The 25020-nt window shown below is 38.8% G+C and carries 23 protein-coding genes and 1 riboswitch; of the genes, 13 read left to right on the top strand and 10 right to left on the bottom strand.

Annotated elements, in window-relative coordinates; all coding sequences use genetic code 11:
• The first annotated feature begins 10 nt into the window (after positions 1-10).
• A complete protein-coding gene (locus tag ASE01S_RS09870) occupies positions 11-1219 on the top strand; it encodes an NAD(P)/FAD-dependent oxidoreductase (RefSeq protein ID WP_067841600.1) in 1209 nt (402 codons plus the stop codon).
• 57 nt (positions 1220-1276) lie between these two features.
• Positions 1277-1567: a hypothetical protein gene (locus ASE01S_RS09865; protein WP_067841597.1), complete on the top strand. Its 291-nt coding sequence runs from the start codon at positions 1277-1279 to the stop codon at positions 1565-1567.
• A gap of 319 nt (positions 1568-1886) precedes the next feature.
• Here the strand turns inward: ASE01S_RS09865 and ASE01S_RS09860 are convergent, their stop codons facing one another.
• From ASE01S_RS09860 to deoD, 3 genes are all read right to left on the bottom strand, one after another.
• Complete coding sequence (locus tag ASE01S_RS09860) at positions 1887-2363, bottom strand: divergent PAP2 family protein (protein WP_067841595.1); 477 nt, start codon at positions 2361-2363, stop codon at positions 1887-1889.
• 207 nt (positions 2364-2570) lie between these two features.
• The gene (locus ASE01S_RS09855; RefSeq protein WP_067841593.1) at positions 2571-3161 is read right to left on the bottom strand and encodes a biotin transporter BioY; all 591 of its coding nucleotides are present in this window, start codon (positions 3159-3161) and stop codon (positions 2571-2573) included.
• Positions 3162-3424: 263 nt separating this feature from the next.
• Complete coding sequence (deoD, locus tag ASE01S_RS09850) at positions 3425-4132, bottom strand: purine-nucleoside phosphorylase (RefSeq protein ID WP_067841591.1); 708 nt, start codon at positions 4130-4132, stop codon at positions 3425-3427.
• A gap of 270 nt (positions 4133-4402) precedes the next feature.
• On the opposite strand from deoD, the gene ASE01S_RS09845 reads away from it, so the two are divergent.
• On the top strand, positions 4403-4666 hold the full coding sequence (locus ASE01S_RS09845) for a phosphocarrier protein HPr (RefSeq protein WP_067841589.1): 264 nt from the start codon (positions 4403-4405) through the stop codon (positions 4664-4666).
• Positions 4667-4996: 330 nt separating this feature from the next.
• Here ASE01S_RS09845 and ASE01S_RS09840 read toward each other — a convergent pair whose 3' ends face one another.
• Entirely contained in the window at positions 4997-6169 is a 1173-nt protein-coding gene (locus tag ASE01S_RS09840; RefSeq protein WP_067841587.1) for a MalY/PatB family protein, read from the bottom strand.
• Between the two features lie 423 nt (positions 6170-6592).
• Here ASE01S_RS09840 and yugI point away from each other — a divergent pair, with 423 nt between their 5' ends.
• Complete coding sequence (gene yugI, locus ASE01S_RS09835; RefSeq protein WP_067841584.1) at positions 6593-6961, top strand: S1 domain-containing post-transcriptional regulator GSP13; 369 nt, start codon at positions 6593-6595, stop codon at positions 6959-6961.
• 208 nt (positions 6962-7169) lie between these two features.
• Here yugI and ASE01S_RS09830 read toward each other — a convergent pair whose 3' ends face one another.
• Entirely contained in the window at positions 7170-7409 is a 240-nt protein-coding gene (locus ASE01S_RS09830) for a DUF378 domain-containing protein (protein WP_067841583.1), read from the bottom strand.
• 196 nt (positions 7410-7605) lie between these two features.
• Between ASE01S_RS09830 and ASE01S_RS09825 the strand changes: the two genes are divergently transcribed.
• Positions 7606-8952 (top strand): glucose-6-phosphate isomerase, encoded by a 1347-nt coding sequence (locus tag ASE01S_RS09825; protein WP_067841581.1) that lies wholly within the window; start codon positions 7606-7608, stop codon positions 8950-8952.
• 142 nt (positions 8953-9094) lie between these two features.
• Here the strand turns inward: ASE01S_RS09825 and ASE01S_RS09820 are convergent, their stop codons facing one another.
• Positions 9095-9859: a potassium channel family protein gene (locus ASE01S_RS09820; protein WP_245630355.1), complete on the bottom strand. Its 765-nt coding sequence runs from the start codon at positions 9857-9859 to the stop codon at positions 9095-9097.
• A gap of 167 nt (positions 9860-10026) precedes the next feature.
• Between ASE01S_RS09820 and ASE01S_RS09815 the strand changes: the two genes are divergently transcribed.
• The 6 genes from ASE01S_RS09815 to ytkD all read left to right on the top strand — a co-directional run bounded on the left by ASE01S_RS09815 (position 10027) and on the right by ytkD (position 17089).
• A complete protein-coding gene (locus ASE01S_RS09815; protein WP_067841578.1) occupies positions 10027-11091 on the top strand; it encodes a M20/M25/M40 family metallo-hydrolase in 1065 nt (354 codons plus the stop codon).
• Positions 11092-11209: 118 nt separating this feature from the next.
• Positions 11210-11348, top strand: a riboswitch (FMN riboswitch).
• A 434-nt stretch (positions 11349-11782) separates the two neighbouring features.
• Positions 11783-12370, top strand: a complete 588-nt coding sequence (locus ASE01S_RS09810) for an ECF transporter S component (protein ID WP_067841576.1) — start codon at positions 11783-11785, stop codon at positions 12368-12370.
• A 686-nt stretch (positions 12371-13056) separates the two neighbouring features.
• Positions 13057-13785: a response regulator transcription factor gene (locus tag ASE01S_RS09805; protein WP_067841574.1), complete on the top strand. Its 729-nt coding sequence runs from the start codon at positions 13057-13059 to the stop codon at positions 13783-13785.
• Between the two features lie 848 nt (positions 13786-14633).
• Complete coding sequence (locus ASE01S_RS09800; protein WP_067841572.1) at positions 14634-15863, top strand: DNA polymerase IV; 1230 nt, start codon at positions 14634-14636, stop codon at positions 15861-15863.
• Positions 15864-15995: 132 nt separating this feature from the next.
• Positions 15996-16598 carry a hypothetical protein gene (locus ASE01S_RS09795; RefSeq protein WP_067841570.1) on the top strand — a complete coding sequence of 201 codons (603 nt, stop codon included), beginning with the start codon at positions 15996-15998 and terminating at the stop codon, positions 16596-16598.
• A 14-nt stretch (positions 16599-16612) separates the two neighbouring features.
• Entirely contained in the window at positions 16613-17089 is a 477-nt protein-coding gene (ytkD, locus tag ASE01S_RS09790) for an RNA deprotection pyrophosphohydrolase (protein ID WP_067841568.1), read from the top strand.
• A 60-nt stretch (positions 17090-17149) separates the two neighbouring features.
• Here ytkD and ASE01S_RS09785 read toward each other — a convergent pair whose 3' ends face one another.
• Genes ASE01S_RS09785 through ASE01S_RS09775 form a run of 3 tightly spaced genes read right to left on the bottom strand, consistent with a single transcriptional unit; the run spans position 17150 to position 19723 of the window.
• Complete coding sequence (locus ASE01S_RS09785) at positions 17150-17962, bottom strand: ABC transporter permease (protein WP_067841566.1); 813 nt, start codon at positions 17960-17962, stop codon at positions 17150-17152.
• Complete coding sequence (locus tag ASE01S_RS09780) at positions 17943-18719, bottom strand: ABC transporter ATP-binding protein (protein WP_067841563.1); 777 nt, start codon at positions 18717-18719, stop codon at positions 17943-17945. Before ASE01S_RS09780 ends, ASE01S_RS09785 begins: the two co-directional genes overlap by 20 nt.
• 14 nt (positions 18720-18733) lie before the next feature.
• On the bottom strand, positions 18734-19723 hold the full coding sequence (locus ASE01S_RS09775) for an ABC transporter substrate-binding protein (RefSeq protein WP_067841561.1): 990 nt from the start codon (positions 19721-19723) through the stop codon (positions 18734-18736).
• Between the two features lie 657 nt (positions 19724-20380).
• Between ASE01S_RS09775 and metK the strand changes: the two genes are divergently transcribed.
• Together metK and asnB are read left to right on the top strand one after the other, a co-directional pair.
• Positions 20381-21580 carry a methionine adenosyltransferase gene (metK, locus tag ASE01S_RS09770; protein ID WP_067841559.1) on the top strand — a complete coding sequence of 400 codons (1200 nt, stop codon included), beginning with the start codon at positions 20381-20383 and terminating at the stop codon, positions 21578-21580.
• 678 nt (positions 21581-22258) lie between these two features.
• Positions 22259-24145, top strand: a complete 1887-nt coding sequence (gene asnB / locus ASE01S_RS09765) for an asparagine synthase (glutamine-hydrolyzing) (RefSeq protein ID WP_067841557.1) — start codon at positions 22259-22261, stop codon at positions 24143-24145.
• On the opposite strand, the gene ASE01S_RS09760 is transcribed toward asnB, so the two are convergent.
• Complete coding sequence (locus ASE01S_RS09760) at positions 24135-25013, bottom strand: C39 family peptidase (protein ID WP_083512090.1); 879 nt, start codon at positions 25011-25013, stop codon at positions 24135-24137. The two genes, asnB and ASE01S_RS09760, sit on opposite strands and share 11 nt — an antisense overlap.
• Positions 25014-25020: the final 7 nt, after the last annotated feature.

The raw sequence follows: 25020 nt of genomic DNA, 5'->3' as shown, positions 1-25020 counted from the left end.
GAGGGACCGCATGCAACCAGCTAACATAGTTATTATTGGAGCGGGATATGCTGGCTTAACAGCGGCTTTTCGGTTACAGAAACAAAGTAGCAAAGCAGAGACAACGATTACTCTTATAAGTAAGCATGATTATCATTATCAAACAACTTGGCTTCATCGTAATGCAGTAGGGTCGTTGCCAGCTAAGAAAACTAAGTTTACGTTGCACTCTCTCCTTGATACAGAACGCGTTCGAATTGTTAAGGATATCGTTGAACATATAGATATTGAAAAAAAGAGGATCCAGACGCAGATGGGTGTTTTTCCATATGATTATCTGATTGTAGCTTTAGGCTCTGAAATTGATCCTTTACATATTCCAGGTCTAAAAAACCATGCTTATTCGATTTCAACATTAGCTAAATCATTACAGCTTTATCACAGAATTACGAATTTACTTAAACAATATAGTCAGACTTCAAAGTCTCAATCCCTACATTTTGTTATAGGTGGAGTAGGGTTTACAGGAGTAGAACTGCTTGGTGAGCTAACCGACCAGCTTCCTAAGCTTTGTCAGCCATTTAATATTGATCCCAAAAAAATTAAGCTAACTGCTATTGAGCATGAGCCAACTGTTTTGCCTGAATTTGATTTAGAGCTAGGGGAATATGCGATGCAAAAATTAGAGGCAAAAGGTGTTGAGCTAAGATTAGGAACGAAGATTAAAGCGGTTTATCAGGATCAAATTAAGATAGAACAATCTGGCTTAGTGGAGGATATCCCTGCAGATCTATTCGTTTGGACTGCAGGGGTTAAAGGTAATCATTTAATTGATTTATCTGACATACCAGCAAAAGAGGGGAGAGTGGAGGTTAATTGTGATTTAACCGCCCCAGGTTATCCAGAGGTTTTTGTGATTGGGGATGTTGCGCTTATTCGGAAGCAGGATCAGACGCCATACTTACCTAACGCAGACTTAGCGGTGCAGAAAGGACGGTTAGCTGCTAACAATGTGTTGCTGAGCCTGCGTGGGTCACGCCAACTTCACACATTATCGATTAAAAATAATGGGACAATCGCATCAATTGGCGCTAAAGATGCAATTGGCATAAATCGCAAACATAAAAAGCTATTTGGCAGGAATGCTGCTATTTTAAAAAAGCTTTCTAATTACAAGATGTTGTATCGGATCGGTGGTTTCCATCTCTTATCATATTACCTCTTTAATAAAACTGAATAAAGACGTTTAAAAGCGGATCAGAATGGAAAGGCTGACCAATTAGAAGGAGTGAATGCTATGTTTAAGAAGCTTTTACTAATTGGAAGACGTGTTCTCATAAGTGGATTATTTGTGTGGGCCTGCTTAGCTACGTTAACAGCGGCGACAAATTTAACGGCAACCGAATTTTTTTCATTTGTTCAGACTGTTCAAGGTAATAGCCAATCAGAATCAGGGTATGATTACCAAGTTAAAGAGCTGACCCTTACAGCTAAATCTACAGTAATTGAAGCATTTCGATCTGATCTAAACGAACCGCCAACTAGTGTAATGGAATGGCACCGTCAAAGCAAAATAGAAGCGCTCTAATCATATAAGTGTTAATAAAGTGAAACTTCGTTCAGTGGGGGTTTCGACGCATAGGATGTGCTGTGCAGACGTTCCCGAAATTAGTCAGCTTCCTCTCTTCACCGCTGAACGTCTAGTTGAACCAATCCGGGTCGTTACTGGCTGTTGGATCTCCCACTCAGACATGACGTGTTCCCTAATTTCTTAAAGTGAGAGGCTTACAAAAGCCCTTTGATGGGGCGAGTAATCGCAGCCCCAGCCAGTTATACTGCGATAAATTTCAAAAATAACGCATTCATCCTGATAGATGGCATGCGTTATTTTGGTTAAATAATAAATTTTATACAAATAAGGGATAGGCTAGAAGAGCAAGCACAATGCCTGTTAGTCCGCCAAAGAAAACCTCGATGGGTTGATGTCCTAATAATTCCTTTAGTTCTTGTTTTCTCTCAAATTCTTTTTTCTTTGACCATACCTTCATTTCATCAACAAAATATTGAAAATCCTTGACCAGCATATTTAAAACAATAGCTTGTTCGCCAGCTTGGCGTCTAATTCCAGTAGCATCGAACATGATGATGATACTGAAAATACAAGAGACGGCAAAAATCCCAGAGGATAGACCGTGTTCAATCCCAACGCCAGTTGTAACAGCTGCTACAGCTGCTGAATGACTACTTGGCATTCCACCTGTACTAAAGGCTAGACCTGGTTTGAATTCCTTTGTAGCAATATAGTGAATCGGAACTTTAACTCCCTGAGCAAAAACAATAGCAAATAAAGCAACAATTAGTGGGTAATTTTCAAACAAAGCCAACCTCTGATCATCCTCTCTCTCTACAGCCACTGAATCTATATCGGTTATTATAGCACAATCATCTGTAAAGTCATATCCTTTCAATGGTGTGTCATCAACTTTATTGTAGCTAATACTGAAAGAGGCTATATTTAAAGGTTAATGTTAAAGTTTTGTAAATGTGTAAAAGAAGCTTTTCAGATATTAAAATTTACCAATGATCACATGTTAGGAAGCACGTTGATGCAAACTTGGTAAATGAGAGCTTATCTTTAATAATGCAGTACCTGCTATGACTGCAAAACCTAGATCTTTAATCAAAAAAGGAAACATGCTGAGCCAAGCAGCACCATAACTAACCTCTAATCCAAGCCATGTGTTCATTGATATATACATATAAGTGACACCAATCAGATAATTAATGAGTACACCAGTTAGAGCAACCGTTATACTGTGTCCTAATGTTATTTTAGATATGTTTTCAATTAAAGCCCCAGTCACAAAAGCAACAACAATAAAAGAAAATAAAAAGCCACCTGTATAGCCGAAGAATGGGGCAGGACCACTTTGCATATTGGCATATACCGGTACTCCAATAAGCCCGATTATTAGATAGCTGGTCATGGTCCATGAAGCTAATCGTTTACCAAGAAGAAGACCTGCTAGTATACTAAAAAATGTCTGCATAGATAAAGGAACAGACACACCAGCAATGGGAATAGCCAAGAATGGCAACCATACGGTGATGTTAGCCCCAATTGCCATTAAACCTATAAAAATAGCACCATAGCTCAAGTCCAATGCGGTTAATTTTTTCATCATTATCCCCCTCTTAGAATGTTAACTTTTATAATTATAGGTTAACATTACTTTTGTGTAAAGTGACTTTGGTGAAAAAGATAGAAAAATGGTGAACAAAAGAACTCACTCGTAAGGAAGCTAGGCTTTGTCAAAACAAAATGTCGACATGACCAGGTATGCCATGTCGACGACTTTTTAATTTTGTATGTGTATATCGTTGCTCTTGATTTTTTGGACAACATAGAACCAGAAGTGCTCATTGACACTTTGTCCAAATCTAATTATTTAATAGCAGCTTCTAATGCTACCTCAATCATATCATTAAATGTTGTTTGGCGTTCTTCGGCACTTGTCTCTTCACCTGTTAGAATGTGATCCGATACGGTTAAAACAGCAAGCGCTTGGCGATTATATTTAGCTGCTAAGGTATAAAGTGCTGTTGCCTCCATTTCAACTGCAAGTACTTGGTAACTTGCTAGCTTTTTAAGCAGCTCTAAACCATTATCGCGGTAAAAACTATCGCTTGTAAAGACATTACCGACTCTTAAGTTAAGCCCTTTCTCCTTACCAGAATCATAGGCATGTTTTAATAGCTCAAAATGTGCCGTTGGTGCATAGTCTATTCCACCAAAAACCATACGATTAATTTGAGAATCAGTGGTAGCACTTTGAGCCAGGATCACGTCACGAACCTTAACGTCTTGTTGAATAGCACCACAAGTACCAACACGAATCAATTTTTGGACATCATATTCTTGAATAAGTTCATTAACATAGATTGAAATCGAAGGAACCCCCATGCCTGTCCCTTGAACGGAAAGTCGTTGACCTTTATATGTACCGGTAAAGCCATACATGCCTCTTACTTCATTATAGCAAACAGCATCATCTAAGAAATTTTCGGCTATATATTTTGCCCGAAGCGGATCACCTGGTAAAAGAATTTTATCTGCAATATCTCCTTTAACAGCACCGATATGTGTACTCATTAATACATCCTCCTCTTACAGTAAAAAACATTAATATAATGCTAAGTTATCATAATCATTTTTAGAACACAAATATAATTTTTCTATCTCATCTAATTGGCAGGTAGTTTTTCAATTGTAAAAAAAATAATGGAAACGTTTATATATTGTGTTGATTTCTATTTATTCCATTTAAAATTTCGTATATAATAACTATAGTTAGCTAATCCATCTTAATTTTAGATAACCGGAATAGTTAAAAAATCGGAAAAATAGGTAGGAGGAGTTAAAATGAAAGAACAAACATTTACAATTACTGATGATACAGGTATTCATGCACGTCCGGCTACTTTGCTTGTTAACAAGGCAGGGCAGTACGAATCACACGTCGAAATGCATTATAACGGAAAATCAGTTAACTTGAAATCAATTATGGGTGTCATGTCATTAGGTGTACCTAAAGGGGCACAAATTAAGATTACTGTAGAAGGTGCAGATGAAGACCAAGCAATGGCTGGTATTACTGAAACGATTCGTGAACATTTAGGTGAATAATTAGCAAGGGTAAAAGCAAGTGGATGATGTATTAGTTCACTTGCTTTTATTATTGTCAGCTCATTTGATTTTATCGCTGTGTAACTGTCTGGGGCTGCGATTACTCGCCCTATCGAAGGGCTTTTGTAAGCCTCCCACAACAAGAAATAAGGGAACACGTCGTGCCTAAGTGGGAGATCCAACAGCCAGTAACGGCTTGACTAGTTCAACTAACGTTCAGTGGGGGAGAGGTGATTGACTAAGTTTGCGACGTCGTGTCGCAACGTCTGCACGAGCACATCCTATGCGTCGCCCCCACTGAACGAAGTTTCACTTTATAATACGTTTGCTTTAATTTGCTAACCGGTCCAATGCTGCAATAATCTTCTGTACGCCTGCTTCCACATAGCTTGTTGGACTAGCAATATTCATACGCATAAACCCTTTTCCATTCGCGCCAAACGATATACCATCGTTTAAACCAATCTTAGCTTCTTTAGCCATAAACGAGACCAATGCTTCATGCTCTAGTTTCATTTCCGTGCAATCTAACCAAATTAAATAAGTCCCTTGAGCATGAATAGGCGTAATTTCAGATCGATTTCTAAAGCTCCGTTCTACTAGCTCTCTATTTTGATGAAGAAGTTGTATCAGTTGCTCGAGCCATTTAGTTCCATGCTGATAAGCCGCCTCAAGAGCAGTAAAACCAAGGGTATTGGGTTCGGATATGCCATATTGTTTAAATGCATTGTTAATCTTGAGTCGGAGCGATTCGTTAGGGATAATTGCATAGGAAACCTGTAAACCAGCTAAATTAAATGTTTTTGTTGGTGAAAAGCACGTTATCGTCTGGTCATTGATCTGTTCATTAAGGGAACTAATCGGGATATGGGTTGATTCCTTATAGATAAGATCTGCATGTATCTCATCAGAAATAATAAGTACATTATATTTTTCTGCTAATTGACTAATTTGCAGCAGCTCATCCTTTGACCAGACTCGCCCTACAGGGTTATGTGGACTACATAAGATCATCGCTTTTGCACCTGATGCAAAGCTTTGTTCTAAATCTTCAAAGTCAATCTTATATTTACCATCCTGGTATATGAGCGGATTTTCTATAAGCTGTCGTTGATGACTTTTAACAATACTATGAAAAGGTGGATAAACCGGTGTTTGAATGACAATTTTATCATCAGGTACTGTTTGAGTGATAACAGCCATATGTATTGTTGTTAAAACACCAGGACTATAAACAATCCAATCAGGATTAATTTTCCATCCATGTCGTTGGTAAAGCCACTCAGCAATCGTCAGATTCAATTGCTGATCGGTAAAGGTATAGCCAAAAACACCATGATCAACACGGTTAATCAGAGCTTCTTTTATAGGCTTTGCTATTTCCAAATCCATATCAGCAACCCACATAGGTTGGACATCTTTAGAACCAAACAATTTCTCTGTCATATCCCACTTCACTGAACGTGTTTGCTTTCGATTAGGTAACTGTTCAAATGTCTGCATATATACTCTTTGGCTCCTTTTTAAAAGTGTGTTCGTTTAATTTTGCATTATATCATATTGTTGTAGTAATCGCGATAATTGTCAGGTACATTTATCGCAGCGTAACTGGCTGGGGCTGCGATTACTCGCCTCATCGAAGGGCTTTTGTAAGCCTCCCGCTTCAAGAAATAAAGTGGGAGACTCAACAGCCAGTGACGGCCCGATTGGTTCAACTAACGTTCAATGGGGGGAGAGCTGACTAAGTCGCGACGTCGTGTCGCAATTATTCGTCGAAACCCCCGCTGAACGAGTTTCACTTTATTTTTACTTGTATAGTTAAGTAAGGCTATGCTAAAATTAATAATTGTGTATAAAATGTATCGGTGAATCAATGACCAGAAGAAATGGGTTTCGATTTGTCAATAAAGAATAGGAGTTGTTATTATGTCAGAGAAATTTACAGAAGGACAGATTTTAACAGGAAAGGTAACAGGTGTGCAGCCATATGGTGCATTTGTAGCATTAGATGATCAAGTTCAAGGATTGGTTCATATTTCAGAAGTTACACATGGATTTGTGAAAGAGATCAATGATTTTCTAGCAGTTGGTGATGAAGTTAAGGTAAAAATCCTTTCAATCGATGAAGAGGCAAACAAATATTCTTTATCGATTCGTGCAACAGAAGAACCACCTAAGTCAACGACAGAGCCAAAGAAACCAAAGCAGCCAAAGGCAGCGCAGTCTGAACAAGGCTTTAATACGTTAAAAGATAAACTGAATGAATGGCTTAAACAATCTGAACAAAAAAAATAAAATGAAATTGTCCAATCATGAGGATAAGCCTTGGCTTATCCTCATTTTAGACTATGTAGAGGTGATTTCCATAGAGCTGCTTCATAGACCCTAGATGGAGAAGGTGATTTTTGGGTTAATGTTAATTGACTTTGTGGTGAAAAGGAGAGAGGCAGGATAACGCTAATGTTATCGCTGCCTTTTTGCTTAATTAGATAGGAGTTAGAGTTTAGCTTTGTGGTTGATAGGAGTGTTCTTCTTCGAGTTCTTGATTTGGTTTAAATAAAATACTTAAGCAAATTAAACCACTAATACCAACAAGGGTGTAGATGAATCTTGCAAAAGCACCTGATTGTAAGCCACCGCCAAAGATAGCAGCAACCAAATCAAATTGAAATAAACCAATTAAACCCCAATTTATTGCACCAATGATAATTAACACAAGTGCAGTTCTTTCAAGTGCATTCATGGTCATCCTCCTCATATTTATGTCTTGCGCTTTTAGTTTAGGCAATTCAAGCAAAAATATTCATCAGGAATCTGTCTGATTTCCGCCTTTAAACTCATATGCTAATCGGTCCTTTTTGTAGTTCTTACTTGATTTAACTGACCGTATTAGGTATCTTTAAAAGGATAGATAATTTTTAAAAATTGGAGGTTGTCACATGACACATGTACGTTTTGAATACGACAAAGCTTTAGACTTCTTTAGCCAGCATGAACTGGATTATTTGAAAGAGCCTGTCAAATTAGCGCATGATATGATACATAATAAAACGGGTGCAGGGAATGACTTCCTTGGTTGGGTTGATCTCCCAGAACAATATGATAAAGAAGAGTTTGCACGGATCAAAAAATCGGCTGAAAAGATTAAGGCTGATTCAGATATTTTACTCGTAATCGGTATTGGCGGTTCTTATCTAGGAGCTCGTGCTGCAATTGAGATGTTAAATCATTCTTTTTATAATATTTTGCCTAAGGACAAGCGTCAAACACCACAGGTTATCTTTGTTGGGAACAGCATTAGTTCCACTTATATGAAAGATCTGTTTGACTTATTAGAAGACAAAGATGTTTCAATTAACGTTATTTCAAAAAGTGGTACCACAACAGAGCCTGCTATTGCCTTTCGTATTTTCCGTAAGTTCTTGGAAGATAAATATGGTGTAGAGGAAGCAAGACAACGTATTTATGCTACAACCGACCAAGCTAAAGGTGCTTTAAAAACATTAGCCGTTGAACAAGGTTACGAAAGCTTTGTTATCCCAGATGATGTTGGTGGACGTTATTCAGTGCTAACTGCTGTTGGGTTGCTTCCAATAGCTGTAAGCGGTGTGGATATTGACACAATGATGACAGGGGCCGCAAAAGCTCAGGTTGAGCTAAGTGAAGCTGACTTATCTAAAAACCCTGCTTACCAATATGCAGCTGTTCGAAATATTTTACACAACAAAGGCAAAACGATTGAAATGCTCATTAACTATGAGCCTGCACTACAATATTTTGCAGAATGGTGGAAGCAATTATTTGGTGAAAGTGAAGGAAAAGACTTTAAAGGAATTTATCCTTCATCCGCTAACTTCTCAACAGACCTTCATTCATTAGGTCAATATGTTCAAGAAGGTCGCCGTGATATTTTTGAAACAGTTTTACACGTTGAAGCACCTAAGCATGACATTACCTTAGAGAAGGAAGATCTTGATCTTGATGGCTTAAATTATCTTGCAGGTGAGACCGTTAATTTTGTTAATGAAAAAGCCTACCAAGGAACGATGCTTGCTCATACGGACGGTCAAGTACCGAACTTAATTGTCCACTTGCCGAAATTAGATGCCTACACATTTGGTTATATCGTGTATTTCTTTGAAAAGGCATGTGCCATTAGTGGTTACTTACTTGGTGTTAATCCGTTTGATCAGCCAGGTGTAGAGGCATACAAGAAAAATATGTTTGCATTACTTGGGAAACCAGGTTTTGAAAAGGAAAAAGAAGAATTAGAAAAACGCTTATAATTAAGAAGGAGGCTTATGATGGCTATACCCATTATTAGCCTCTTTTTGATAAGATCCTAAAAGATAAGAAAGGTCAGACATTTTTCAAATACTTCTTTTGATCAAAAAGAACATACTAAAGTAAGATATAGCTAAAAAGCGATCATAGCTCTTGTTGGAAAAGTTCAGCTAAGACCTTATTGGTTTCAATTATCTTTGTCGCACCAGCGTGTTTTGCGTTTATGACTTGATCCGCTGTGAGAATCTCTGTTGTGATGGTTAGTGTTGGATTACAGCCCCTCAAAGCAATAGTCGTCAGGATACTGGCTTGATCAGCTAACCGTTCATCTTTACCAGGGTCTGCTGTGATAATTGCAGCAGTAGCCACTTGACCATTAGCAGCGGAGATTGTCGGTTCAATCGTGGGATCCCCTTTAATAAAATGAAGGTAACTATACTTTGCTGGTAGCTTGGAGAATGTTTGGTCAATCAATACGATAGCTAAATCTGGCTCAGCTTGGTGTATTCTTGTTATAAGTTGTCTTGAACGTTCGTTCCAGCCAATGACCACGAGATGCTGACTGCCATTAAAATCGGTTTTCCCAGCTATTCGTCTTTTCTCATATTTAATTGTACTTGCTGATACCATGGCCATATAAAAGGTAATTGCTCCACCACCAGTTAAAATAAGGCCAAATGCTAAAAGTCGTCCAAGCAAGGTATGTGGGACAAAATCACCATATCCAACTGTTGCTCCTGTAACTAATGCCCACCAAATACCATCGAAAACGGTCGGAAAAACAGTTGGTTCAAGCAGATGAATTAACCAGCCGAATATGCTAAAGATGGTTAAGCCAATTGCGAAAATTTTAAGTAATATAGGTAACTGGAAATAATAAGACTTGAGGCGTGTGATCAATTGAATCATCATCCTTATCTGATTTTTCGATAATTGTTCAAAACGTTAAACGCATTAGCCTATTTTGAAACGTCGTTTAAAACGGTATTTTTTTATTGGGTAGTTTTTGAACACGCATTTATAGTATTTCCCTAAAAAATAGTGATAATGTTTTATGAAAGAGAGGAATGAAATGAATGACAAGATTAGACAATCAAGAATTTTTGCTTGAATTACTTCAAACACCTTCGCCTTCCAGTATGGAGATGGCAATTCAGAAGAAATGGATGCAATATGTTGAAGCATTTGCGGATGATATAATAACAGATAACGCAGGGAATGCCATTGCTGTATTAAACAAAGACGCTGAATTTAAAGTTTTACTGGCTGGACATTGTGATGAAATAGCTTTAGTTATTAATCGTATTGATGAAAATGGCTTCTTGTTTTTTGATAAGATGGGTGGAATTAACCCAAAAGCAGCAGTAGGGATGCGTGTTAAGGTATTAGGTTACAATAACAAGGAATTGCCTGGTGTGATCGGTGTGAACGCTCAACATCATGGAGGGATAAAAGGTGACTTCGATGTTGCGGATTTATTCATTGATTGTGGTGCAAAAACAAAAGCAGAAATTGAGCAGTACGTTCAAATTGGTGACTTAGCTGTCTATGACCGTCGCCCTGAACTGTTGATGGAACGCTATCTATCAGGGCGTGGCCTCGATAATCGGACAGGTGCATTCATTGTTGCAGAAGTGATTCGGAAGCTTGCTAAAAAGAAATTACAGGTAGGTGTCTATGCAGCAAGTACAGTTAATGAGGAAACCAATATGGGAGGTGCCTATTTTGCGGCAGCGGGAATCTGTCCCACCATGGCAATTGCCTGTGATGTGACCTTTGCTACTGATTATCCAACCGTCAATCGTAACAAATATGGGGATATTAAATTAGAACATGGACCAGTTTTGGCTAAAGGAGCACCGATCAATCGGAAAATCAATACACTATTAGAATCTGCAGCTAAGAAATTGAATCTTGAGCTTCAATATGAGCTTACACCAAGAATGACGGGAACGGATGCAGATAAAATGCGTCTCACAGGTCAAGGTGTTCCAGTTGGCTTAGTTTCTCTTCCATTACGTTATATGCATTCACCAGTTGAGACAGTGAGTCTTAAGGATATAAATGAGGAAATTGATTTACTTGTCGAGATGATTTCGACTATGACGGGTAAGGAGTGTTTAAATCCGTTACAGGATTAGTGGATAAAAGCTTGATTCAGTCGATATAAGGCAATTCTGTGAACTTGTGAAAAAAGTTCAAGCAAAATCCTTCACAAACATAAAAGTCTATACTATACTATAAATAATTAAATATCGATTCAATCTTCGGGGCAGGGTGTAATTCCCGACCGACGGTAATCAGCCTTTTGGGTTGTAAGTCCGTGACCCGCTGTAAAGCGGTGGACCTGGTGTGAATCCGGGACCGACAGTTAAAGTCTGGATGGGAGAAGATAAGAGTAACTGGTGTAGCTCACCGTTTATTTCTTGATGTCTTTTAAAATCCTAAAGCCCCATTGCTTTAGGATTTCTTTATTTTATCGCAGTGGAACTGGCTGGGGCTGCGTTTACTCGCCACATCGAAGAGCTTTTGTAAGCCTCCCGCTACAAGAAATAAGTGAACACGTTATAGTAGGAGATCCAACAGCCAGTAACGGCCGATTGGTTTAACTAACGTTAGTGGGGGATAGGAAAGCTGACTAGTTCGCAACGTCTGCACTAACAATTCTATGCGTCGCCCCCCCACTGAACGAAGTTTCACTTTTTGCAAGAGATAAGGTTACTCTCCCTTCATCAAGGTAAGATTAGAATCGGTACAAAGGTCGTTTCGATCTGACGGGAAAGCTTGTTAGCCCGGCAGTTAGATTTGACGAAAGATGAAGGAGGAATAAGTATGAACAAGCGAACAACACGATCTTCACAACTATTAAAACTGATTATTTTATCATTATTCGGCACCATTGCCATGGTACTATTATTTTTAAATTTTCCATTACCTTTTTTACCACCTTACTTAAAGGTTGATTTTGGTGATGTTCCTACCTTGCTTGCGGCATTAATATTCTCACCAATGGCTGGTGTTATTGTCCAACTAATCAAAAACGTTCTCTATTTAATCTTTACTGGCGCTGCTGATCCAGTTGGCGTATTAGGTAATTTTGTTGCTGGTGTAACCTTTGTTGTACCAGTTGCACTTTTCTATCATCGTTTTAAAGGAAATAAAAGCCTCATACCAGGTTTGGTGATAGGGGCTCTGATTATGGTTATTTCAATGGGCTTCTTAAATTACTTTGTCTTGTTACCTATCTATAGTGCTATTATGGGATGGGGAGATATGTCGAGCCAAGCGATGCTGTCTACAATTCTTGTTGGTATCGTCCCATTTAACTTAATCAAGTGCTTGATCATATCGACTTTGTTTATTCCGTTGTTTGTTAAGCTAAAGCCTTGGATTAAACAAAAACAGGCTTTATTTAATTAATATTTATCGCAGTGTAACTGGTAGTAAGCCTCCCACTACAAGAAATAAGGGAACACGTCATGACTAAATGGGAGATCCAACAGCCAGTAACGGCCCGATAGGTTCAACTAACCTTCAGTGGGGGATGGGAAAAAACCACTGAACAAAGCTTCACTTTATACAGAGCTTAGATCTTTGATGATTTAAGCTCTTTTTATTTTTGTAGCGATAATCCTTACAAGTTTAAATAAGGCCTGATCGGAAAGAATGGAAATGTCAAGACGTTGAGTTGTTCACTCTGGTATGTTGGGATGCTTGCTATTTGAGCTAAGAAGGTCAACCTTACTAACTATGTATTTATCGCAGTGTAACTGGCAGTAAGACTTCCACTACAAGAAATAAGTGAACACGTTATGTCTAAGTGGGAGATCCAACAGCCAGTAACGGTCCGATAGGTTCAACTAACGTTCAGTGGGGGAGAGAGTAAGCTGACTAAGTTAGCGACGTCGTGTCGCAACGTCTGCACGAGTACATCCTATACGTCGTAACCCCACTGAACGAAGTTTCACTTTATTGTTGTGAATTAGGCTAACGATATATTTTACATAAGTTTTACATTCAATTTAAAATTCTTTAAATTTTAACATTTATAATAAAATAATAAAATTGAAATCTTAGTTAGCTGATCAATGTTTGGAGGGGTTTGAATGAGTCAAACCGTATTAATCGTCGCTCGTTCCGAATTACAACGAAAAGAATTGAGAGAAGCATTCCATAGTTATGGCTTTGTTACCTGGGAAACAGAGGATAATGATGAGGCATTAAACCTTGCCGCGACGTTAACGTTAACCGTTGTGTTAATTGATTTAGATACCTCTATTGATGGCTTAGAATTATGTAAAAAAATCAGACAGGGTCCAAATAACTGGCTACCCGTTATATTATTATCATCAGATAATGATGAATTAACATGCACGTTAGGACTCGAATTAGGTGCGGATGATTTTGTATTAAAGCCTTATCGGATCAAAGAACTAGTGGCCCGAATAAAAGCCATTTTACGTCGGAGCGAGTTGACGTCTAACGGAAAAGCTGAATCAGATTTTTTAGAGACGGATTCTTTCATGCGTAATGGTAATCTTATGCTTGATCCACGCAACTATGCCCTGTATAAGGATAATCAATTAATGGAATTGACTCAAAAAGAATTTGAGTTAATTTATTATTTATTTTTACATAAGGGACGAATTGTCGATCGACTGGAGTTATTAAATGCATTGTCAAATGACTCCCATACGCTTAACGATCGAATTATTGATGTCTTTATTAGTCGTTTGCGACAGAAGATTGAACCAACCCGGAAAAGTCCGCGCTACATTAGAACTGTACGAGGTAAGGGCTATTTATTTATTGATCAAGAAAAAGCCTCCTCATAAAAATTAAAAAGACTGGAAACCTGATGTCGCTTACGGATAAGATGCTAACTTGGCAACAGTTAGTCTTGTTAAAGACTGAAGAAAATTTAAATAAAGTGAAACTGACTGTTGGATCTCCCACTTAGAAATAAAGTCTTCCCTTATTTCTTATAGTGGGAGTCTTTCAGCCAGTCACAAGTGAGAATTTGCTTGTTCGGAGTGTTTTCACATACTCCCCTCTGCCAAGACTAGTTTTGTTTTAACCTTCATTCAGCAGAAGTCCTCTACTTCTAAAAGTGTTGAGATGAATGCCTATTTGTCTTCCATTCAGTGAGGGGGCAAATACCGGCTGAATAAAGTTAAAAGCCTCTGGCGGATGCCACAGATTTTTAGCGGAATTTTACCGAGCAAAGCCTCGAAAACATGGGCACAAATACGCCAAGGCGCATTTGATTCCATTAGAAAATATAACTCCATGTTCTCCACCCAACTTCTACCAATTAGTTCAAGCCATGCTAACATCAATCATAGTGATCCATATTTGAATATTGCCTTTACCACCGTTTCGGATTTGAAGTTGAGATTTTCTGTGGAAAATATTACAGCTTGTACAAGAACTTATGTTCGCATAAAATAAGAACAGTCATTATTTAGCGGTATGATAAAAGTTGAAATGGAATACACTGTAAAAGAATATTATAGGAGAAATCGATTTTAAAAAGATTATTTAGAAAGTTGACACATTTTTTTGTTAACTGTTTTTCCTGCTGACCGAATGTCAGACTTGGAAAACGACGTTTCGCGATGTGATTACTTTAAAGTAATTTTTTGAAATCTAGCTCTAAGCTCGAATACCATGAGGTGAAGATATGGAACGGGTTATTTTTTTAGTCGATATGCAAGCCTTCTATGCATCAGTTGAAAAAGTAAGGAATCCGGAACTAGCTGATAAGCCTGTCGTTGTTGCTGGCGATCCTGATCAACGTAGTGGAATTGTCTTAGCAGCTTGTCCAATTGCTAAAAAGGCCGGTGTCAAGACAGCTGAACCAATTTGGCAAGCTCGGGCGAAATGTCCTAATCTTGAGGTGGTAAGGCCACATATGCAGCTATATCTGATCTTATCGGATCAAATTACTAGGCTATTAGAGCAGTTCTCTGATCGGGTCGAGGTTTATTCTGTTGATGAGCAATTTGTGGATGTGACAGATAGCTTGCACTTATTTGGAACAAAGGATGAGCTAGCCCAGCTTATTTATGACGATATTATCGATACTCTCGGTGTAAAAGCCCGAATAGGAATTGGTCCTAATAAAGCATTAGCGAAAATGGCCTGTGATAACTTTGCTAAAAAAAATCAATCTGGGATTGCCGAGTTAAATGCAGCGAATCTAAAAGAGCTACTTTGGCCACTCCCGGTAAAAGCTTTATTCGGTGTTGGTGGACGCATGAACCAGCATCTCCAACGAATGGGCCTGCATACGATTGGCAATTTGGCTAACCATCCTGTTAAATGGTTACGTAAGCATTGGGGAATTAATGGTGAAGTCCTTTGGCGTTTAGCAAATGGTATTGACAACAGTCCAGTTGTTAAGGGAACACATATGCAACAAAAAGCGATTGGTCATCATATGACGTTACCTCGTGATTATCAAAGCCCACAAGATATTAAGATCGTATTAAGGGAGCTGACAGAAGAGGTGGCTCGTCGTGTAAGACAGCAGCAGTATTTAGGCAGTACAGTAACGGTTAATGTGCAAAGCAACCGCTTTGATATTAAACAGGGCTTTAATCGGCAGATCGCCCTAGCGGAACCGACACAGCTCGGTCATGATATTTATCAAGCAGCTGAGGCATTGTTCGATAAACATTGGCAAGGGTACCCTGTCCGCGGTCTAGGTGTATCTTTAGGGAAATTAGTAGAAAAAACAACCAGACAACTTTCTTTCTTCGATGACCCGATTGCTCAAGAAAATTTAGCCAATACCATTGATCAATTAAAAGAGCGTTATGGTTTAACTGCTATTTTGAGAGCTTCTTCATTACTCGATGCCGGTCAAGCAAAGGCAAGAGCAAATAAAATCGGCGGACATAGCCGCTAATGTGCCATTTAAAGCTAGCTCGATTGACCGAATTCCATTACTTTAAGAAGTTGTAATATAAAAACATGTTTAGCTTAGGGAATAAAGAGGAAAAGTTAAATTAATAACAAATTGCGGTGAGGAGACAATTAAATGGAGCGATGGTTAACGATATTTTTACTGGTGATTACAGGATTCCTCCTCTTTACTTTTAATAGTAACAATCAAACAGTAAATATTAGTATGCTAACCAACTACCAGCGAGCTATGGTGGAGAAGGATTATAACCAAATGAGATGGATAGATGCAACCGAAGCGGAAGAACCGTCAAGACCCAAGTTAACGAAAGAAAAAGTTGACGAAAAAACAACAGCATTTATGGAAATGCTTGTACAAGAGACCGATCAAAATTACCGAGTTTTAGAGATAACGAGTAAAGCAGAACTGATTAAGCTTTTTGATGGTATCGCCTCACCTGAAGTGGTTGCACCCTATGTGGATTTTTATTATGATGAATTAGAGGATGGACTTTATATCGTTCCAACTGAATTACCACCATGGTATCTTCCTGATCAATCCTATGAACAATTTGACTATCCAGATGGAACAGTGGTGATTTCACAAGAAGCTAATCTTGATTTGTATGGTACTTATAAAATTGAAATAACATTTGCTTATCGAGATGACTGGGAGATTGTAGAAATTGACCATCCACCGGCTGAAGCAGAACAAGAAAGACCTCTAGAAATTATTTGAAGGTAGCGATGGTGATGGATAAATTTAAAGATTATTACAATAATGAAGTGATGCTTTCTTTTCAACCTAACGCCTTTTCACAGGAACCTAAGCATGTTTTTGTGATTTGCCGTTATCAGGATAACTGGCTATTGACTAAGCATCGGAGTCGAGGATTAGAGTTTCCTGGTGGAAAAGTAGAAACTGGTGAGACAGCTGAGCAAGCCGCAATCCGAGAGGTGAAAGAAGAAACAGGAGCAACAATTGATCAGCTTTATAATATCGGCCAGTATATGGTCAAGGGTAAAAGTGAAACAATAGTAAAAAATATTTATTATGCTAAGATCGCTCAAGTACTTGATCAAGAGAGTTATTATGAAACAGAAGGTCCTATTGTATTGAAGCAGCTTCCAAGCAAGATAGAGGATGATAAACGCTTTAGCTTTATTATGAAGGATGACGTGCTAAGGCGTAGCTTGTTAAACATTCAAACTAAGTTTAAATCCAACTAGCTCACTTAAAAGAGCTAATTGGATTATCATTCATGCCATATTCTTTAAATTCTTTAGCCATTAACTGAGTTTCTTTAGCAGCCACTTTTCAAAATAAGCAACGCCTTGATACATAATTGCGGCTAGAAAAGCAATCACAACAAGGCTATACAAGACAAGGGTGAAATTAAAAACTTGGAAGCCATAAACAATTAGATAGCCTAAACCTTTTGATGCCACTAAAAATTCTCCGACGATCACCCCGACCCACGATAGACCCACATTAACTTTAAAAGTTGAGATGATGGTGGGAAGAGATCCAGGTAAGACGACCTCTTTGAAATTTTGCCATTTCGTTGATCCAAAGCTTGTTAATACTTTAAGATAGTTCGGGTCGACCTCATCGAAGCCACTGTATACAACAAGAGCACTTACAATAACACAGATAATGGCCCCCATGGTAATTATAGAGCCGTATCCCGGGCCAAGCGCCACAATAATAATAGGACCAAGGGCAACCTTTGGAAGGGCATTAAAAACGACGAGATAGGGATCAATAATTGCCGAAAAACGCCTAGAGTACCAGAGCATGAAAGCGAGTAGAATCCCCGCTATCGTACCAATTAAAAAGCCAGCTAATGTCTCGAAAATAGTGATACGCATATGAAACCATAAGGATCCGTCCAGCAAATAACGATAGAGGAGTTGCAACACGCGAGAAGGAGAACTGAAAATTAATGGATCGATCCAGTTTAGCTGACTGCTTACCTCCCAAAGTAAGAAAAAACCAATAAAAATAGCGATTTGACAATATTTTATTAGACGCTTCTCCTGCTTTAGTTTCCTAAGATAATCGACGTACTTTGGATGTGTGTTATTTGGTTTGGTTGTCAAGGGTATGCATCTCCTTCCAAATCTGATCAAACAGCTCATGATAAAGGGGGTGCTTTCGAGCTTCAATTGGAGAAAGCTTGCGAACTTGATCAGGGACTTTTATGTGAAGATGAATGGCACCTGGGTTCGTTTTCATTAAATAAATATGATCACTCATAGCAATGGCCTCACCAATATCATGCGTCACCAATATCGATGTTTTCTGATAAGTAGTAAGCATTTCGATCATGAAAACCTCTAAATCTAGCTTAGTTTGAAAGTCAAGTGCAGAAAATGGTTCATCAAGCAGTAAGATAGTTGGATCGGTCATTAAAGTGCGAGCTAAGGCAGCTCTCTGTCGCATACCGCCAGATAATTGCTCGGGATATTTGCTCGCTACATGATCTAAACCGACTTTGGCTAAGAGGCTTTTTGCCTTATTAAGATTTGCTTCATTAAGCTCGCCACGTATTTTCGGACCAATACAGACGTTATCGATAATGGTTTTCCATGGAAATAAATAATCCTGTTGAAGCATATAACCGATTAAGTTTTTTTGCTCAATTAAAGGTTGACCGGCTAAAAGAAGGTCACCTTCAGTCGGCTGAAGCAATTGAGCAATTATGGATAGTAAAGTTGTTTTGCCACAACCACTTGGTCCTAGCAATGAGGTGAAGCTACCTTCTTCAATGCTAAGTGAGATATGATCGAGTGCGTGCGTACAATGTTTTTCATTAAAATAATAATGTGAAATATCTTTTAACTTTAAGTAACTCAATCCATCCATCCTCCTTACTCATTGATGACTTTTTCTGCAAACTCAGTATTGACTAATGTTTCATAAGCGATATCAGCAGGAAGTTCGCCTGCCTCATTCATAATCGTCTTTAAATGCTCCCAGCTTGCTTTATCCAAAAACGGATCAGTTGCATATGAATCTTGTGCTTGATAACGGGTAATAGAATCGGTCAAAAGCTCGGTATCCGTTTCGGCAAAATAAGGCTGAACGATCTTAGCTATTTCACTAGGATCCTGGGTATCGACAAATTGCTGTGCTCGATAAAGTGCACGCGTAAACTTAAGGACAACTGCTTCGTTCTCCTCTAAATAGCTTTCTTTTGCCATAAAGACTGTGTAAGGGACCTGCCCTGAAGCTTCACCAAAGGAAGCGACGATATGACCTGTTCCATCTTTAACAAACTGACTAGCTGTCGGCTCAAACAACTGGACAAAGTCGCCTGTACCGGCAAGAAATGAGCTTGCAATATTGGCGAAATCGATGTTCTGGATTAAGTTTAAATCCTCGTGAGGATCAATATCATGACTTTTCAGCACGAATTCACCGACCATTTGTGGCATCCCACCTTTGCGTTGACCAAGAAATTCTGTGCCAATCAGATCCGTGAAGTGAAAGTCCTCGACAGCTTCCCGAGAAACGAGAAAAGTTCCATCTGTTTGGGTTAATTGAGCAAAATTAATAACGAGATCATCTGAGCCTTGTGCCGCTACGTAAATAGACGTTTCAGAGCCAACTAAACCAATATCAGAGTTATTTGATAGCAGTGAGATCATCACCTTATCCCCGCCAGCAATCGTTTGTAATTCGACGTCAAGCCCCTCATCTTCAAAATAACCAAGCTCAAGAGCAACGTACTGAGGAGCGTAAAAGATACTACGTGTAACCTCTGCAACCCTTACTTTAATCATTGAATCAGCTTGCCCACAGGCAGTCATAAGCAACATTAAAGTGGTTAAAACACTAAGAAAATAAGACTTTTTCATAACAAAACTCCCTTTGGTAGCTTTTTTTCTTTATCCTATGCAAAGCGAATTGGGTATGTGTCGTAATGGAAGGTTAGAGCATACCATCTAATAGAGGTCATTCTCAATGGTGATGAATGAATAAACATAAACACGTCTTTGTTGTTCCGTTCCCGACCTTTTAGATCCAAGGCATAAGCTCTAATGCTCATACTCCCATGATTGATTTGGAAATAGAGGGATTAAAAACTAGAGACCCGAACTGCCCATCAATCATGGTGGAATAATTGATTAGCATGTGTTTTGTTTCATGTTTGGAGAATAATTATGTGAAATTTGAGGTTGCTTCCTAAAGGTATCAATAAACGGGTAAGAATAACGATTTCTGCGAATGGCTGTAGTAAATTCCTAAAAGAATTGTTTCGAAAATAACATCGCTGTTCTATTGAATGAAATCTAATATTGACAAGATCGATCGGTTCAGATACGATAACATTCGTAACGCAATCGATCATGAATGATTTTATTCTTGATTAGCAACTTAGAAGAGAACACAAAAAAGCAATCGGTTCAATAGCCAGATCTGCATGAGTTCCGATAAAGTTGGCTATTCGCGCACAAATAGATATGATTAGAAATCAGGCAACCTATCTTGCCTAGGAAGGGAGATTTAGCAGTATGGCTGCAAATCGTCGATTATTCACATCAGAATCTGTAACAGAAGGCCATCCAGACAAAATTAGTGATCAAATTTCAGATGCGATCCTTGATGCAATTTTAGCAAAGGATCCACTTGCGCGAGTCGCATGTGAAACAACGGTAACAACGGGTTTAGTACTTGTAGCAGGAGAAATTACAACATCTACTTATGTTGATATCCCTAAGATTGTCCGCCAGACGATTAAGGGGATTGGTTATACAAGGGCTAAATACGGCTTTGATTTCGAAACGTGTGCAGTACTTACCGCAATTGATGAGCAATCACCAGATATTGCAACGGGTGTTAACCAGGCATTGGAAGCTCGTGAGGGTAAGATGTCAGATGATGAAATAGAAGCAATTGGTGCAGGTGACCAAGGCTTGATGTTTGGCTATGCCAATAATGAAACACCAGAGTTAATGCCACTACCGATCGCATTAGCACACCGCTTAGCCAAACGTTTGGCAGACGTACGTAAAAAGCAAATAGTTGACTATCTTCGTCCAGATGGGAAAACCCAAGTAACGATTGAATATGATGAGCAAAATAAACCTGTCCGGGTTGATACGATTGTTATTTCGACCCAGCACCATCCTGAAGTTGAATTAAGTCAAATTCAGGCGGATCTTAAGGAGCATGTGATTGCCCCGGTTGTTCCAGTAGAATTGCTAGATGAGCAAACCAAGTATTTTATCAATCCAACAGGGCGATTTGTTATTGGTGGTCCACAAGGTGATGCAGGTCTAACAGGCCGTAAAATTATTGTTGATACCTATGGTGGCTATGCCCGTCATGGTGGTGGAGCATTTAGTGGTAAAGACGCAACTAAGGTTGATCGCTCAGCTTCCTATGCTGCCCGCTATGTGGCAAAGAATATCGTTGCAGCTGAATTAGCAGAATCATGTGAAGTACAGCTTGCTTATGCCATTGGTGTTGCTGAACCAGTCTCGATTTCGATTAATACATTTGGCACTGGAAAAGTGTCAGAAGACAAATTAGTAGAAGTTATTCGCCAAGTCTTTGACTTGAGACCAGCAGGGATCATTAACATGCTCCAACTGCGTCAGCCTATCTATAAGGAGACAGCTGCTTACGGGCATTTTGGACGTACCGATGTCGTTTTTCCATGGGAAAAGACAGATAAAGCAGATGCGATCTTAACCCAATTAAAAGACTAAGGTTTAAAAGAATAATAAAGTGAAATTTCGTTCAGTGGGGGTTTCGACGCATAGGATGTGCTCGTGCAGACGTTGCGACCGACGTCGCGAACTTCCTATCCCCCCACTGAACGTGCCGGTTACACTGCGATAAGCTTGTTTAACAGCATTTTTAGCATGAGTGGATTTTCTTTGAGTTTGTTTACGGAGTCTGAGTAATAGGTAAACACAGATTTAAATAATAATAAATTATAGAAAGACTTACTATAGGCAGCGACACAGGCTTAGACTTGTCCTGTTTTTTAGTCATGAAAATAGGCGCATGGTCCAATATATTTTAGCTATGCGTCTTTACTGATCGCTCTCAAAGTCTAATACTCTATTTGAATGTCTTAATCCTTTGGTGACATACATCTTGATATTTATTTCGTCCATGTCGTCAGTAGAATAATGAAAATAGCTTTTGGGGAAGATAAAGTGAAACTTCGTTCAGTATTTTTTTCATTCCTCGCTGAACGTCAGATGAGCCAACCAGCCAGTTACACTGCGATAAAACGCAAAGTTGTTTGCCTCATAGCTAAAGCAGACTGAGTTATACGCAAGGGAGATATATCCAGCAAAAAAAATGTAACTTTTTTATTTGATATGCAGACTAACCGTTTGGACTAATAATATTGAATAGTAAAGAGGGCTATAGTTATGTGTGGTTTTTATGGAATATTAAGACATCAAAAAATAGAAGTGAGTGAATCAGATCAACTCACATTTAAAGAAGCGACCAGATTGATTACCCACCGTGGTCCTGATGATCAAGGGTACTTTGAAGATGCGCATATATCATTAGGATTCCGCAGATTAAGTATTATTGATTTAGAGAATGGCCACCAACCATTTTTATCTGAAGATGGTCGTTATGCGATGGTGTTTAACGGTGAGGTCTATAACTATATCGAATTAAGAGATCAATTAGCTAATAAGGGTCATACCTTTCAGACAGATTCTGATACAGAAGTCGTCTTGAAAATGTTTATCACCTACCGTGAAGAAGCTTTTAAATTTCTTAGAGGGATGTTTGCCATTATAATATGGGACAAAGAAAGCGAAACACTCTTTGGTGCTCGGGACCGATTTGGCATTAAACCATTATATTACCGAGCTTCAGAACACGGCCTACAGTTTGCTTCAGAGCGGAAAAGCCTATTAACCGAGCAGTCTATGACATTAGATCAGCATGCACTTCAGCACTACTTTAGTTTTCAATACGTTCCAGAGCCAGCTACCTTGGATAGCCGAGTAAAAAAACTCGAGCCAGGACATTATTTTGTTCAGCCAATAAATCAGTCCCCAACTTTTAAATGTTACTGGAAGGCTAGTTTTTCTTATGTCAATCGAGAGAAAGACGAATGGATTAATCGTGTTCGTGAGGCAATTATTGAATCAGTTGGTATTCATATGCGAAGCGATGTGCCCGTTGGCTCATTTCTTTCTGGGGGAATTGATTCTTCCTTTATTGTGGCCGCTGCTAAGCAATTCAATCCTAATATTAAAACCTTTTCTGTCGGTTTTGAGCATGAAGGTTTTTCGGAAATTGATGTGGCTCAGCAGACAGCAGATGCTCTAAACGTTAATAATGATGCTTATGTTATTACGCCACAGGAATACATAGACAACTTGCCAGAGATTGTTTGGCATATGGATGACCCGCTTGCTGATCCTGCATGTGTTCCTTTATATTTTGTAGCTCGTCAAGCGAGCCAAGAAGTTAAGGTTGTTTTATCTGGTGAAGGGGCAGATGAGCTATTTGGTGGTTACAATATTTATCGTGAGCCAGAGTCAATCAAGATCTTTAATTATATACCAGATAAGTTAAAGAAGTTACTCAATCAGCTTGCTCAAGTCATTCCAGAAGGCATGAAGGGAAAAAGCTATTTAGAGCGAGGAACGACACCATTAGCTTTACGTTATATTGGAAATGCCAAAATGTTTGAGGCCGAAGAACTTAAGAAGCTTTATCTGCGATATGATGAGCAGACAAGTTATCAACAAGTGACTGCACCACTTTATCAAGAAATAGAAAGCTATGATCCTGTTAATAAAATGCAATATATCGATATTCATACTTGGCTACGTGGCGATATTTTATTAAAGGCAGATCGAATGACGATGGCTCATTCGCTTGAACTACGTGTACCGTTCTTAGACAAAGAAGTATTTGACGTTGCTCAAGATATTCCAGTTGACCTTAAAATCGCTCAAGGAACGACTAAACAAATATTACGTGAAGCGGCAAAAGGAATAGTTCCAGAGCATGTCTTAAACCGACGTAAATTAGGTTTCCCGGTTCCGATCCGTCATTGGCTTAAAAATGAAATGCATGATTGGGCAATATCAATTATTAAAGAGAGTGAGACAGACCATCTCATTAACAAGCCATATATATTAGATTTACTTGCTGCACACTGCCAAGAAAAAGGGGATTACAGTAGAAAGATTTGGACGGTTTTGATTTTTATGATTTGGCACCAAATCTTCGTTGAAGGAAAAGATAGTCAAATTAATCATAATAAAAGCAAGCTTACGGTGTGATCACCGTAATTGCTTGCTTTCCCATTTGCTTCCAAGCTGCTCTAAAGTCGTCAGCTTGGCTTTTTTTCGTTTGATTGGTGAGTGGATCGTTAAAATAAATGTAACCTTGGTCATAGCCTGTAACCAAAACAGCATGTTGGCGCATGGTTATATCGATAGAGCCGCTTGGTGTCTCCCAATTTTCAAAGGCTTCTGCTGGTAATTCAGCATAAGTAGCATTAGTTATGACCCAGACAGGCTGGGCAAGGCTAAGGTGGTAGAGGACTTGTTCAAAATTACTACCGGTTAAATCGACGACCCGATCCCCTAAGTATTGTGTTGCTAGATCATATATTGGTCCATGATAAACTCCATAGCCGGGCTGATCAAGTGAATACATATCCCCGACAAACCCATCATAAGGGTTGCCGAAGTGAATTTGACCATCAATTCGCTGAAAAGGTGTATCGTCTTTCACTACTTGTTCTGCTAAGGTCATTTTATCGATGGATACATCATGAAATTGAAGGAGCATAGCAAGAGCTGTCACCTCACAACCTCTAGGTAGCTCAGGGTACTGGGCAATTAATGGCGCATTTATTTGCACTGAAAATGGGTTATGCTTATAAAGATCCTTAAATAGAGTCGATGGTTTATCCGTATATAAAGGAGCTGGCGATGTCGGGTTAGATCGATCACGCTCGACAAAAGCAATAATTTCATCCTGATAGCTAAAAAAAATCACACTAGCTAAGAAAACGGTAAGTAAGCAAAATAACATACGATAGAATTTAACCATAAAGGTAATAAACTTAGGTTGATTCACTGTTTTATAATTCAATAGAATAGATAAGACCGTTATGGATATGATGAAAAACAAAAAGAGCATTGCTTCA

Source organism: Amphibacillus sediminis NBRC 103570 (assembly GCF_001552275.1).
Lineage (GTDB): Bacteria > Bacillota > Bacilli > Bacillales > Amphibacillaceae > Amphibacillus_B > Amphibacillus_B sediminis.
Note: the sequence above shows the minus strand (reverse complement) of the source record. Positions and strands in the feature narration are given on the sequence as shown.